Source organism: Bradyrhizobium sp. USDA 376, assembly GCF_054063675.1.
Window position 1 is genome coordinate 8,891,134 of sequence record NZ_JBSSGN010000001.1, and the last position, 13,281, is coordinate 8,904,414.

11 protein-coding genes and 1 tRNA gene are annotated in these 13,281 nt (G+C 64.4%); 4 read left to right on the forward strand and 8 right to left on the reverse strand.

The annotated features are described in order from the left end of the window. Window positions 1-23 precede the first annotated feature (23 nt). From ACVJ19_RS41810 to ACVJ19_RS41820, 3 genes are read right to left on the reverse strand one after another with little or no spacing between them, the layout of a single operon-like run. Window positions 24-1,985, reverse strand: a complete 1,962-nt coding sequence (locus ACVJ19_RS41810) for a molybdopterin biosynthesis protein (RefSeq protein WP_453954877.1) — start codon at window positions 1,983-1,985, stop codon at window positions 24-26. Between the two features lies 1 nt (window position 1,986). After that, complete coding sequence (locus tag ACVJ19_RS41815; protein WP_453954878.1) at window positions 1,987-3,093, reverse strand: molybdopterin-binding protein; 1,107 nt, start codon at window positions 3,091-3,093, stop codon at window positions 1,987-1,989. Between the two features lie 54 nt (window positions 3,094-3,147). Further along, the gene (locus ACVJ19_RS41820) at window positions 3,148-3,981 is read right to left on the reverse strand and encodes a substrate-binding domain-containing protein (RefSeq protein WP_453954879.1); all 834 of its coding nucleotides are present in this window, start codon (window positions 3,979-3,981) and stop codon (window positions 3,148-3,150) included. A 328-nt stretch (window positions 3,982-4,309) separates the two neighbouring features. On the opposite strand from ACVJ19_RS41820, the gene ACVJ19_RS41825 reads away from it, so the two are divergent. Together ACVJ19_RS41825 and ACVJ19_RS41830 are read left to right on the forward strand one after the other, a co-directional pair. Next, window positions 4,310-5,203 (forward strand): substrate-binding domain-containing protein, encoded by an 894-nt coding sequence (locus ACVJ19_RS41825; protein WP_453954880.1) that lies wholly within the window; start codon window positions 4,310-4,312, stop codon window positions 5,201-5,203. 104 nt (window positions 5,204-5,307) lie between these two features. Beyond that, complete coding sequence (locus ACVJ19_RS41830; protein WP_453954881.1) at window positions 5,308-6,522, forward strand: ABC transporter substrate-binding protein; 1,215 nt, start codon at window positions 5,308-5,310, stop codon at window positions 6,520-6,522. A 129-nt stretch (window positions 6,523-6,651) separates the two neighbouring features. On the opposite strand, the gene ACVJ19_RS41835 is transcribed toward ACVJ19_RS41830, so the two are convergent. Continuing rightward, window positions 6,652-7,617, reverse strand: a complete 966-nt coding sequence (locus ACVJ19_RS41835) for a TAXI family TRAP transporter solute-binding subunit (RefSeq protein WP_453954882.1) — start codon at window positions 7,615-7,617, stop codon at window positions 6,652-6,654. A gap of 107 nt (window positions 7,618-7,724) precedes the next feature. On the opposite strand from ACVJ19_RS41835, the gene ACVJ19_RS41840 reads away from it, so the two are divergent. Both ACVJ19_RS41840 and ACVJ19_RS41845 read left to right on the forward strand, forming a co-directional pair. Continuing rightward, complete coding sequence (locus ACVJ19_RS41840; RefSeq protein ID WP_453954883.1) at window positions 7,725-8,699, forward strand: Bug family tripartite tricarboxylate transporter substrate binding protein; 975 nt, start codon at window positions 7,725-7,727, stop codon at window positions 8,697-8,699. A gap of 419 nt (window positions 8,700-9,118) precedes the next feature. Continuing rightward, window positions 9,119-9,194: transfer RNA gene (locus tag ACVJ19_RS41845), tRNA-Ile, on the forward strand. Window positions 9,195-9,384: 190 nt separating this feature from the next. Here ACVJ19_RS41845 and ACVJ19_RS41850 read toward each other — a convergent pair. The 4 genes from ACVJ19_RS41850 to ACVJ19_RS41865 form a co-directional block, all read right to left on the reverse strand. Then, window positions 9,385-10,347 (reverse strand): helix-turn-helix domain-containing protein, encoded by a 963-nt coding sequence (locus ACVJ19_RS41850; protein WP_453954884.1) that lies wholly within the window; start codon window positions 10,345-10,347, stop codon window positions 9,385-9,387. Next, window positions 10,347-10,934, reverse strand: a complete 588-nt coding sequence (locus ACVJ19_RS41855; protein ID WP_453955315.1) for a Dps family protein — start codon at window positions 10,932-10,934, stop codon at window positions 10,347-10,349. Before ACVJ19_RS41855 ends, ACVJ19_RS41850 begins: the two co-directional genes overlap by 1 nt. Window positions 10,935-11,107: 173 nt before the next feature. Next, window positions 11,108-12,151 carry an alpha/beta hydrolase gene (locus tag ACVJ19_RS41860; RefSeq protein ID WP_453954885.1) on the reverse strand — a complete coding sequence of 348 codons (1,044 nt, stop codon included), beginning with the start codon at window positions 12,149-12,151 and terminating at the stop codon, window positions 11,108-11,110. A gap of 187 nt (window positions 12,152-12,338) precedes the next feature. Continuing rightward, complete coding sequence (locus ACVJ19_RS41865) at window positions 12,339-13,241, reverse strand: SDR family oxidoreductase (RefSeq protein ID WP_453954886.1); 903 nt, start codon at window positions 13,239-13,241, stop codon at window positions 12,339-12,341. Window positions 13,242-13,281: the final 40 nt, after the last annotated feature.

The window sequence follows — 13,281 nt, forward strand, 5'->3', positions numbered from 1 at the left end:
CGCGGCTTGCATGCCGCGTCACTTTACGCAGGCCGGAAGCCTGCCCGCTCCAGCGCCGCACGCGCCTCGTCCGAGTCGAGCGCGTCGAGAAACGCCTGCACCGCCGGCCGGTCTTTGCGCGCCGTCACCAGTGCGAAGTCATAATGCTCTTCCGCGAGCGGAATGAAACCGAGGCCGGCCGCATGGGCGACCGGCGCAATGGTCATGCCCCAATCGGCACGGTGCTGCGCGACTGCCGCGGCGACGGCGTTGTGCGAACGCGGCTGGTTCCAGTAGCCCTCGGGCCGCGCGCCGCCGAGCAGCCGGTCGATCAGGATGCGCGTGCCGGCGCCCTGGTTGCGGTTGACCATGATGCAGGCGGGATCGGCGAGCGCTGCGGCAACAGCATCCTTTGCGCTCAGGCCCTCGAAGCGCGTGTCGCCCTCGCGGAAGACGATGCCCTGCATCCGCCGCCAGCCCGGGACGAGCTCGAGCCCCTCGACGAGATAGGGCGTGTTGTAAGTCTCGCTCTTGTCGTCGAACAGATGGATCGGCGCGAGATCGCATTCGCCGCGCTTGGCCGCCGCAAGGCCGCCGAGGCTGCCAACCGCGATCGAGCGCACCGTCAGGCCGGCATGTGCGAGCTGCGCGGTGACGAGATCGAGGCCGGTGCAATGGCTGCCGACGATGACGAGATCGGGCACCCGCACATGCGGCGTGAACAGCGTCACCTCGGTTTCGGTCCCGGCCGGCATCTGGTCGGCGAGCGCGTCGATGCGCAGGAATCCGTCTGCCTGTGCGAAGGACGTGATCGCACCAGAGCCCTTGCCGGAGGGATAGGCGATCAGGCCGCCCTTGCCTTCGACCAGCGAGACCATGACGAACTCGGTACGGCCGAGCTCGGAGGCGATACGGACCGGCACGGTCGCGCTGACCTTGGCGTCGGAGCGCGGCGGCAGTCCGGCCATCCTGCGCAGCACCGGCACGATCATGTCGTGGAAGGTGAACATCGCCGAGGTCGGAAAGCCCGGCAGGATCACCACCGGCTTGCCGTCGCACACCGCAAGGCACAGCGGCTTGCCGGGCTTGAGCGCGACGCCATGCGCAATGATGCCGGGAGATCCGAGTCGGCCGATGATGCGATGGGACAGATCGCCCGCGCCTTTCGAGGTGCCGCCCGAGAGCACCAGCATGTCGGCGTCTTCAAGTGCGCGCCGCATGGCGGCTTCGAGCTTGGCCTCATCGTCGGGAATGGCGCCGAGGAAGATCGCCTCGCCGCCGTTCTCGTCGATCGCGGCCGCGACGATCGCGCCGTTGGTGTCGTAGATCTCCGCAGGCGCGAGCGCCTCGCCGGGCTGGACCAGTTCGTCGCCGGTCGAAATGACGGCGACGCGCGGTTTTCGCGCGACGATCACCTCGGCAATGCCGCAGGCCGCCAGCATGCCGATCTCGCGCGAGCCGATGATGGTGCCGGCGCGCAGCAGCGCCTCGCCGCGCGCAATGTCGGAGCCGGCGTAGGACACGAACTGACCGGGCGAGACGGCACGGCGAACCTCGATCGCATCCAGGCCGGTCGGCTGGGTATGCTCGACCATGACGACGGCATCGGCGCCGCGCGGCAGCGGGCCGCCGGTGGCGATCGGTGTGGCGGTGCCCGCGGCGACCTGCATCCTCGGCGCAGTGCCGCAGTGAATGGTCTCGGCGTTCAACGCAAGGCGCCTGGGCGCACCTTCGCCGGCCGCTGCGAGATCCGCCGAGCGGACGGCAAAACCGTCGACGTTCGAACGGTCGAACGGCGGCACGTCAATCGGCGCGGTGACATCTTCCGCGAGCGCGGTGCCGAGTGTATCGCCAAGCTTGCGCAGCTCGCTCGGGATCGCGCGCGGGAACAGCGCGGCCTCGAAGCGCGCCAGCGCCTCCTCGCGCGAGAGGATCTTGAGGAACTGCTCCTGTTCGAGCGCGCTGCGGCCTTGCGATTGCGGGATCATCGACATGCCGGAACCCATATCACTCCTGCATCAGATAGGCATCAACGGGCGTAGCCGCCGCAAATCCCTCGTGGCTGGCGGGAATGATCAGCCATGCATCCGCACGTGCGATGGCCTGGAGCGGCCATTCGCCGACGGCAAGCGGCATCCAGGCATGATGTTCCTGGGCCAGCAGCGCGATCTCGGCGATGCCGACCGTGGACGCGATTTTCCGCGCGAGCGGCAGGGTCACTTGTCGGCGCGGCTGCCGTGCCGACAGACGATCGATAAGCGGAAGCACCAGTGCCAGCCAGGCCGCAAGCGCATGATCCGGCGAGCCGGGCAAGGCAACGACGGGAACCTTGCCAAGCCGTCCGACCGCGGCGGTGCGGCCGGGCTGAAGCGCAAGGCCATGGGCGAGCACCTCGCCCCGCCGGCCCAATGCCGTCACCGCGGCATCCTGGCGACCGAGGCCGCTGCCGCCCACCGTCAGCAACAGGTCGCAAGCGGACGCATCGAGCACATCGGTGACCGACGCTTCATCGCGCGCGGCGGCCTCGAGCGCATTCACATCCAGTCCTGATGCACGGGCGATGCCCGCGATCATACGCGCCGTCGTCGTCGCGCCCGGCACGTTGACGATGCGCAGCCGCGGTCGCCGCACGCTCAGCCCGTCCACCGCCGCAACGGCCGCGAGCAACATGTCGGCCTGACCGACCGGGTATCCCTCCGCGCCGGCCGTCGTGCCGGCTGCAATGTCGGCTCCGGCGCGCCTGATGCCCTGCCCCGGCACGCCCTCCGCCAGCACTTGCGCAAGCGGCCCCGATACTTCCACGGCGTCGGCATCGAGCACACAATCACATCCCTCCGGCATAGGATCGCCGGCATCGACCCAGACAGGGGCCGTCGCCAAAGGCAGCGGTGCATAGGCGGAGGCGCCGACAAGATCGTTGGCGCGCAGCGCCCAGCCGTCCGCGGCAGCAATGTCATGAGGCGGATAAGCCGCGACCTGCGGCGCGCCCGCCGCGACACAGCCAATGGCCTCGGACGGCGGCAGTGCGACCGGCGCGACCGGATCAACGCCTCGCAGCAACGCGGCGAGTGCGGTGTCGAGCGGCGTCAGCGATAGCGGCAGGCGCTGGGTCATGCGCCATGATGGACCATGCCTCGTCCGGTTTGGCAACCGCAGGAGATGAAGATCTCAGCCGCCCGTCTTGTCCGCATTTGGAAAGAACAGCTGCTGGCCGTCGACCTTGTAGGCAGCGATCGCAGCTTGTCCCTCCGGCGAGATCAGCCAGTCGACGAAGGTTTGCCCCAGCTCCTTCTTCACGTTCGGGAACTTGTCGGGGCTCATCAGCATCACGCCGTATTGGTTGAGCAGCCGCTTGTCGCCCTCGACGACGACGTCGAGATCGCCGCGATCCCTGAAGCCGATCCAGCTGCCGCGGTCCGACAGCACATAGCCATTCGCGGCGCGCGCGGCCTCGAGTGCCGCGACCATGCCCTGCTTGGCCTCGCGATACCAGGCGCCCTTGGCGGCGGCGATGTCGATGCCGGCGACGATCCAGAGCGCGAGCTCCGCAGCGTGGGTGCCGGAGCGATCGCCGCGCGTCACGAACGGCGCGCCCTTGGCCTCGATCGCCTTGAGCGCGGTCGCGATGTCCTTGCCCTTGACGCCGGCGGGATCGCTCTTCGGCCCGACCAGCACATAGTCGTTGTACATCACGTCAAAGCGCTTCACGGCAAAACCGTCAGCAACGAATTTTTCTTCCTGCGGCCGCGCATGCGCCAGCACGACGTCCGCCTCGCCCTTTCGCGCGCCGTCGAGCACCTCGTCGGCGCGCCGCGCGATCACCCTCACATCGATGCCGGTCTTGTCGCGGAAGATCGGCAGCAGATGATCGAGCAAGCCGGACTCCTGCGTCAACGTCGTCGTGGCCAGCACGATCGCACGATCCTCCGCGAAGGAGGCGGCAACACCTACAGCAAGGCCGCAGAGAAGCGCGAATGCGATGGACAGGCGGCGAGCGGCCATGAGCGGGTTCCCTTCGATATGACGCGATCATGATGATCGATTGCGCCGCACTCGTGACGCCATTGCACTGCCGTTCGGGATATTTCGGCAAGGCACGACGCGGCACGGCGACTGCAAAACCGCCGATCGCATGCGCGTTCGCGACAGCCGCAAGGCCCGCACCATTCGAGCGCTTCAGGTTCGTTCACCAAAGCAGAAATCGCGCGCGCGGATGTGTTGCAAAGCAACGAGATGATCGGGCATGGTTCCCGCGGACACTAATTGAAATGCAGAATTCCACCTGCGACGAACGTCCAAAAAGAAGCAAGAATTTGCATAGGAATGCAGGATGGAATTCCTGACGACCAGTGAAGCCGCTGACTATCTCCGACTTGGCGAACGCAAGCTCTACGAACTCGTCACCACCGGTGCGATCCCCTGCAGCAAGGTGACCGGTAAGTGGCTCTTCCCCCGGCACGAGCTCGACCTCTGGGTCCTCTCGGGCCTCGCGCGTCCGGCGGGCATGCTGACCACGGAGCCGCCGCCCGTCATGGGCGGCAGCCAGGACGAGTTGCTCGATTGGAGCCTGCGCGAATCCGGCTCTGGTCTGGGATCAATGAGCGAGGGCAGCGCGCGCGGGCTCGAGCGCCTGCAGCGCGACGAGGTGATGGCCGTGGCCGTGCACTTCCACAGCCCGGATGCCACCGGCAATCTTGCCGCCGACGCCAGTGTGACGGCGCTGCGGGACGCTCCGGACCTGCATGACGCACTGCTGGTCGCATTCGTGCGCCGCGAGCAGGGCCTCGTGCTGCCGCCGGGCAATCCGAAACGGCTGCGCGGCCTCGCCGACGTGCTCGCGGTCGGCGCCAGAATGGCGATGCGACAACAAGGCACAGGCGCGCAGATGCTGCTCGAGGCGCTGCTGAAGCGTGCGGACGCCACGACGCGCGATTTGCGCCGGGTGGAGACGCCGGCCCTCACCGGGCCGGATCTCGCCGAAATGGTCCGCGCCGGACAAGCCGATTGCGGCATCGCGACGCGCGCGGCGGCGCGCTCGGCCGGTCTCGATTTCGTGCCGCTGGTCTGGGAGAATTTTGATCTCGCGATGCGGCAGCGCAGCTATTTCCGCCCCGCGATGCAGGCGCTGATCCGGTTTCTCAGCGAAAGACGGCTGCGCCAGCGCGCCGAGGAGCTGACCGGCTACGATCCCTCGCCGGCCGGACAAATCCGCTTCGCAGCGTGACATTGACGCCCGCCCCCTATTAGTTGCAAAAGAAACCAATTCAGCCGGGCCGTACCCGGCAAAAAGCAACACCGGCCAACGCGCCGGATCAGGGGAGGACAAACGTGAAGCGAGCGAGATTTGGACTGCCGGTCGCGGCCGCTCTGACGGCGGCCCTGCTGCCGGGCGCCGCCATGGCGCAGGTGTCCGACAACGTCGTCAAGATCGGCGTGCTCACCGACATGAACGGCCCGGCCTCTGCGCCGACCGGCCAGGGCTCGGTGACCGCGGCGCAGATGGCCATCGACGATTTCGGCGGCACCGTGCTCGGCAAGCCGATCAGCATCATCATCGGCGATCACCAGCTCAAGGCCGACATCGGCGGCACGATCGCGCGGCGCTGGTATGACGTCGACCAGGTCGACCTGATCGTCGACGTGCCGGTCTCCGCGGTCGGGCTCGCGGTGCAGAACGTCGCCAACGAGAAGAAGCGGCTGTTCATCACCCACTCCACCGGCACCGCCGATTTCCACGGCAAGTTCTGCTCGCCTTACGCGATCCAGTGGGTGTTCGACACCCGCGCGCTCGCGGTCGGCACTGCGGATGCCGTGGTCAAGCGCGGCGGCGACAGCTGGTTCTTCATCACCGACGACTACGCCTTCGGACATTCGCTGGAGCGCGATGCCTCCAGCGTCGTCACCGCCAATGGCGGCAAGGTGCTGGGCTCGGTGCGGCCGCCGCTGGCAACGCCGGATCTCTCCTCCTTCGTGCTGCAGGCGCAGGCCTCCAAGGCGAAGATCATCGGCATTGCCGCCGGTCCCCCCAACAACATGAACGAGATCAAGACCGGCTCGGAGTTCGGCGTGTTCAAGGGCGGCCAGCAGATGGCGGCGCTGCTGGCGCTGATCACCGACATCCACGGCCTCGGCCTGCAGGCCGCGCAAGGCCTGCTGCTGACCACCTCGTTCTACTGGGACATGGACGACAAGACGCGCGAATGGTCGAAGCGCTATTTCGCCAAGATGAACAAGATGCCGTCGATGTGGCAGGCCGGCGTCTATTCCAGCGTGATGCACTATCTCAACGCCATCAAGGAGACCGGCACCGACGATCCGCTCAAGGTCGCGGCAAAGATGCGCGAGAAGCCGATCGAGGATTTCTTCGCCCGCAACGGCAAACTGCGCGAGGACAATCTGATGGTGCACGACCTCTGGCTGGTGCAGGTGAAGACGCCGGAGGAGAGCAAATATCCGTGGGACTATTACAAGATCCTCACCACCATCTCCGGCGACAAGGCGTTCGGGCCGCCGGACCCGGCGTGTCCGCTGGTGAAGAAGTGATTCCATAGTTGTCATTCCGGGGCGGTCCGCAGGACCGAACCCGGAATCTCGAGATTCTCAGGTGCGCAGTTGCGCACCATAGTTCGGTGCTACGCACCGCCCCGGAATGACGGTCGCTTTAGGCGACCGTCATTTCACCACCCCGATCTCGCGAAAATACTTCATCACCCCCGGATGGATCAGCTCCGGCTTCGGCGCGGCCGCGACCGTGTTCGCGGCCGTGGTCTCGCAGGCCTGCGCGAGCTTTTTGCAGAACGTCGCTTCGACGCCGTGCAGCGTCTTGGCGAGGCGATAGGCGACATCGTCGGGCAGGTCCTCGCGCGTCAGCACAAAGCTCCATGAGCCGAGCGAGGCGATCGGCTCGGACTGCTTGGGGTAGCTGCCAGCCGGCACGGTGAGCGGCTTCAGGAACGCGTGCTTGGCGCGGATGCGCGCGATCTCGTCCGCACTGGGCGCGATGAAACGGGCACCTGATGCGCTCGAGGCCACCGCCGCAAAGCCGGGCCAGCCGATGCCCGCGCCCCACAATGCGGCGACGCGTCCATCCTCGACCATCGCGGGGCCGTCGCCGGCGCGGTCGAGATAGACCGCCCTAAAATCCTCGTCCTGCTTGAGGTCGAGACCATCGAGCACATAGCGCGCCAGGATCGGCAGGCCCGAGCCTTTGGCGCCGAACGCGACGGGCTGTCCGACGAGATCGGCAATCGTCCTGTAGGGACTGTCCGCGCGCACCACGAACATTCCGGGGTTGGAATAGATCGCCGTGAGAATCTTCAGCCGCACCGGCGCGCGGCCGATGCCGGCGAAGGCCTCATAGGCCGGCTCGCCCGCGACCAAAGCGAGATCGAGCTCGCCCTTCTCCAGGAGCGGAATGTTCTCGTTGCTGCCCTTGGTGTTGCGGGGTGCGATGGAAATTTCCGGATCGGCCGCGTTCATCACCTCGGCGAAGGCGTTGCCATAGAGCGGGAAGCCGCCGCCGGGTGTCGCGGTGCCGAGGCTGAGTGTCGTGGTGGGAATGGCGTTGCCTCCGGTTTGAGCAGCGGCGGGGCTGGCGAGCAGCGCCGCCGCAAGAAAGATAGAAGAAGCGAATCTCATGGTCGTTCCCGGCGGGCCCGCGTCAACACCGACTTGCGGCGATGTAGGCAGCGGCGCGTTTTTGTGAAAGCATGCAGCGCAACGACAATAGAACAATGGGAGGCGTCATGTTGCGAATTTTGCGTCACGGTTTGTTTGGGCTCGCAGTCCTCTTAGGTCTTTTCAGCACCACCCCTCCCGCCGCGGCCGCCTATCCCGACCGCCCCGTGCACTGGCTGATCGGCTTCGCCGCCGGCGGCCCGGTCGACATCGTGGCGCGGATCATGGCGCAGGCGCTCTCGGATCGCCTCGGCCAGCAATTCATCGTCGAGAACCGCACCGGCTCCGGCGGCAACATCGCGGCTGCGGCTGCGGTCAACGCAGCCCCCGACGGCTACACGCTGCTGTTCGTCGCGCCGAACAACGCGATCTCGACCTCGCTCTACAAGAAGCTGCCGTTCGACTTCCTGCGCGACACGGTGCCGGTGGCGAGCATCATGCAGCTCACCAACATGCTGGTCGTCGCCAACGCGTTTCCGCCGAGGACGGTTCAGGAGTTCATCGACTATTGCAAGGCCAATCCGGGCAAGATCTCCTATGCCTCGTCCGGCAACGGCACCTCGGTGCACATGTCGGCCGAGTTGTTCAAGGCGATGACCAAGTGCGACATGATCCACGTGCCCTATCGGGGCTCGGCGATCGCCTTCCCCGACATCATCTCCAACAAGGTGCAGCTGATCTTCGACAACCTGCCCTCCGCGCTGGAGCAGGTGAAGGGCGGCAATGTCCGCGCGCTCGGGGTGACCTCGCCACAGCGCTGGCCGACCGTGCCCGACGTGCCCGCGATCGCCGAGACCGTGCCGGGCTTCGAATCGGTCGGCTTCTACGGCATCTCCGTGCCGAAGGGCACCCCAAGCGAGGTGATCGAGATCCTCAACAAGGCCGTCGGCGAAGCACTCAAGGACCCGAAGGTGATCGCGCGGCTGACCGAGAATGGCGGCATCCCGAGGCCAATGACGCCCGCCGAGTTCGGCAAGCTGGTCACTGACGAGACCGAGAAGTGGCGCAAGGTGGTGGAGTTCGCGGGGGTGTCGGTGGACTAGTGGCGGCGGGCGCACCGCGGTGTCCATCGCTGGCCGGCAAGACCTTTGAGGGGGCCAACAGGCCCTCTCAAACAAAACGTGCGAAAACAACCCCATGCACAGTAGAAGACGTGAGCAATCACAGGGGCTTAAGGAAGCGCCCAAATGGGTACCGGCCGGATGAGCGTTAGGCCGTTTGACTCGTCGGGCAAAACAGTGGCAAAATGCCATTATTCCGAATCCAGCAATCATCCGACGAGCAGCGCTTTCCGCGTAGCGCCGGCGTTCCCTCGATCACGGCACAATGTTTGGCCCGTTTTCCTGACGCGAACCGAGGACCACTTCGCTTTGAAAACGCTTGAGGATTGCACCCCCGCCTCAGGCCCTGTAAACGAACCGCGCACCGTTGCCGGCCGCACTCCCGCGGCCGTCCCGCGGCGGGGCCTGTAGCTCAATGGTTAGAGCCGGCCGCTCATAACGGTCTGGTTGCAGGTTCGAGTCCTGCCGGGCCCACCAGCCTTCGCTCGCTTTGCGAGCTTCGGCTAGGCAAGCCAGCGCCACGCACCAGAAGCAAAGCGAGTGAAGGCTGCCGCGCCGAAGCCAAAGGGCGAAGGCGGGCGCCCGGGCACGCGAACTCCGGCTAAGGCAAGCCACGCCGGATCGCACCCGGAGCGCCCCGTTTCGCCGCACGTTGCCGTGATTATTGCTAGCGGACGGTTCGCTTGTATTCCGCTGGCGTCACGCCAGTCGCTCGTCGAAATGCGCGCGTGAAACTGGATTGTGACGAGAATCGACAATCAAAGGCAATCTCACTGAGAGACAGCCGCCCCGCCTTGAGGAGCTTTTTGGCGCGCTCCAGTCGGAGGCCGCTGACGTAGCTATGCGGTGGCACTCCAACGCTGGCCGCAAATGCGCGCGTAAAATGGAACACACTTAGACATGCGATACTCGCGAGATCGCTTACCGTGATTTCCTCGGTGAGATGGTCTTCGATGTAGGCAAGAACACGCCGCAATCTAACGTTATCAAGCCCTAGCTTCGGTTCGCGTTTCAAGCGACCTAGTGGACATTCTGCGTGCTCGTGCAGCAGCCGCGCGGCCAAAAACAGGGACGCAGTTTCAACTAGCATACGCCCAGATGCTGTCGGATCCGACATTTCGCGCAGCACCGACAGCGCAATCTCGTTGATGACGCTGTCTTGTACGCCGGAGATATAGCGGATTGATTGTCCGGGGAATTGAGGCAGGTTGAATTCCGTTTCCAGGCGATTGAATGCTGGCTTTGGAAGGTACAGGTGAGCGACTTCCAGTTCCGGCGACACGATCCGGATCGCGTCAGGTTTGGCGGCCATCGGATTTAGCCAGATCGTCCCCTCAGAGGGACGGACTTGCCGCAACTCAGCTTCGACCTTGCAGGTCACAGCTCCCACATCTGAACCGTTGACGACAACGACGACCTCCAGGTCTTCTCCTTCAGCGCCAGGCCCTTCACAGCTGGAGTGAGATCGAAGCTCCGCGAAGAGCGTCGACCATTCCAAATCGACCGATGACTTGAGGAGTCGGGAGGCTGGATATTTTCTGAAGCCTTGTATTGAGGCGCGGGTGTTCGCCAGGGCTGAAAGCGGTGCCGTATTGCGGCCGACCTCGTTCTTCCCCGGTCTCAAGGCCATTACATCCGCTCCTCTGATTTTAACGATCCGCGCACGGTCTCATAGAGGAACCAACTGCGCCCTTCTGCTTCGTCAATCCACCCCTCAAGCAGGCTCGTCGTCGCAACATCGTGTCGATCGTCGCACTTTCTGTGGACACGACGCATCGCCGATTCGAGCCGCAGATTGTCCTCTCTCAACTCACAAAGCATATCTCGCGGATCGATGCCCTCAACTTCGCTGTCGATGATGCTTTGGAGGCGGGCGATGTGTCCAATCGAACGAATGGTGGTGCCTCCAAGCTTACGAACTCGCTTCGCTATCGGATCGGATATCATGAGGATCTGGCTACTCTGCTCGTCGAGAAGGATATGATAGTCTCGAAAATGTGATCCACTCATGTGCCAGTGGAAATTCTTCGTCTTTATGTATAGCGCAAACACGTCAGCCAACAACTCATTAAGCGCAGCGCTGATTTCGCTGGCGGCACTGACCGGCAAATCGTTGGGCTCCTGTGGTCGACCATTTCGAGCACTGCTTCCAATTGAGGCAGTCAGGCCGCTTGATTGCGCGTTTGAGATATTGTTTCGCTGACCTGCTGCGGTCATCTTCAACACCCTATCTTGGAGATTGCCTCTGCCTGGTCCGCTATTTTCTTGGCTCGCCCGCGGTCCACGCGGCACGAACTTTAGGATCGGCCACCCCACCGATCAGCGGTGGACGCTTGCGGTGCGCCCCGACGGGATCTGGCGCGGTGGCGCTCGCCACCGCGCCAGGGCAGTTAGTTGGTCGCAGCTTCGAGATATCGACGGACGCCGTGATTCACCTGATCGATCGCCGCTTCGGTTGATGGCAGATGACGCAGGGCGTTCAGCAGCACGAAATCGTGAATCGTGCCGTTGTAGCGAACGGCATCGACGCTAACCCCCGCGTCCTTCAGCTTGCGGGCATAGGCCTCGCCTTCATCGCGCAGCGGATCGTTCTCGGCCGTAATGACGAGCGCCGGCGGCAAGCCCTTGAGCTCGTCGGCGGCTGCGCGGAGCGGTGATACATAGGGGTTGTTGCGGGTCTTTGCGTCGGGAGCGTAAAGATCCCAGCCATACTTCATGAACGCGCGCGTTAGGAAGCGGCCAGTCCCATACTCGTGATAAGACGCTGTATCGACACTGGCGTCCGTCGCCGGAATGAGGAGAACCTGATAGCTGATCTTTGGCCCCTTGCGGTCCTTGCTCATGAGAGCAAGCGCGGCGGTCATGTTGCCGCCGACCGAGTTGCCCGCCACGGCGATGCGGCTGCCATCCGCGCCAAACTCGTCGGCGTGCCCGGAAACCCACTTCAGTGCAGCGTAGCACTCGTCCAGCTGCGTCGGGAATTTTGCCGCCGGCAGCGGAGTGTACTCGACGAACACGCCGATCTGCCCTGAGCCGACGACGATATCGCGCAGCAGGCGCTGATGGTTCTCGAAATTGCCGACGATCCAGACGCCGCCATGGATGAAGAACAGCACGCCGGGCTTTCCGCTCACATGCTCGGGCCTCATGATGTACAGCTTCACCGAGCGACCATCCTGAGTGATCGTCTTCTCCGTCGTCGTCACCCCGGTCATGTCGACCGGCGTCTGGGATTGCAGCCCGGTCAGGACCTCCTGTGGCTTCGGTTGCGGCAGCTCCCAGAAGGGACTGCTGTCCTTATTGATCTTGGCCAGGAATGAGCGGATCTGAGGATCGATCCGGGTATCATTATTGACGTCGGCTGCTGCAGCGACGGTCGCGCTCAAAAGGGTTGCTCCTATCATGAAGGTTGCGAGGGTGCGGATACGGTTCATGGATTGCTCCGAATGTTTGGAGACGTGTGAAAGGCTTCCAAGCGGCTATCTACGAGGCCTGTCGAGCGCCTTCTGTCCCGTGGCTGCTGTTGTATTGACCGAGATTGCTCTCGCGGCGGTCTCCACCGACCGATCTACCGGAATCTGCCACTCGCCCGGTTGGGAGAGGCCAGTTGGCATCGGCCGACTACAAGAGCACCTTGGGTTTCAGAAGGTCGGAGAGCCCAACCCGATGGAGCATCTCGGCGCGCACGCGGTCGATCACGGCGAAGCTGACGCTCGCGCCGTCCTCAGTCGGGTCATAGTGGATGCGGAACGGACGCTTGCCAAAAGGCATGTCGACCACCTTGACGATCTCATCGGCTACTCCGCTGGGATCAGCGTCGTCGGGTACGATGGCAGCGAAGGCCTTCAGTATCTCCTCGCCGAAGCCAGCGTAGGGGCCCGCTTCGTATTCCGCGACACGCGCTTCGTCGGCGGGGCGCCCCGAATGCGCGAAGTGGTTCGTGCCCTTCGTGAACGCACCCGGCACGACGATCGTTGTTTCAATACCCCAGCGCGACAACTCGCGCGCGTAGAGGACAGCCAACGAGTCCATGGCGGCTTTGGCCGCGAAGTAGGGAGCAAGGTAAGGCGGCGTTCCACCGGCCGAGCTGCTGCTCGACACCCAGACCATCAGCCCCTGTTGCGCCGCGCGCATATGAGGAAGGACTGCGCGGTTGACGCGCTGTGTGCCGAGCACGTTGACGTCATACTGCTGCGCAAACTGCTCGGGCGTGAACGCCTCTGCGGGGCCGAACATCATGTGACCTGCGTTGTGGACCAGCACGTCGATCCTGCCGCTGTCGGCCGCGATCTTCCGGACCGCGGCATCGACAGACGTTTCGGACTGAACGTCAAGCTCGACCGCGCGCAGGTCGACACCGTCGCGCTTTGAGATTTTGGCCAACTCGGCAGCGTTCTCGGCGTTGCGGCCGGCGACGTCACGCATGGAGGCGTAAACGGTGTGTCCGGCTTTGGCGAGCGCTTCGGCGGTCATGCGGCCGAAGCCGCTGGACGCGCCAGTAATGAGAATCACCTTCTTGCTCACGACGAAATTTCCTCAATTGCAGGATGTTGTTGCCGTTGAT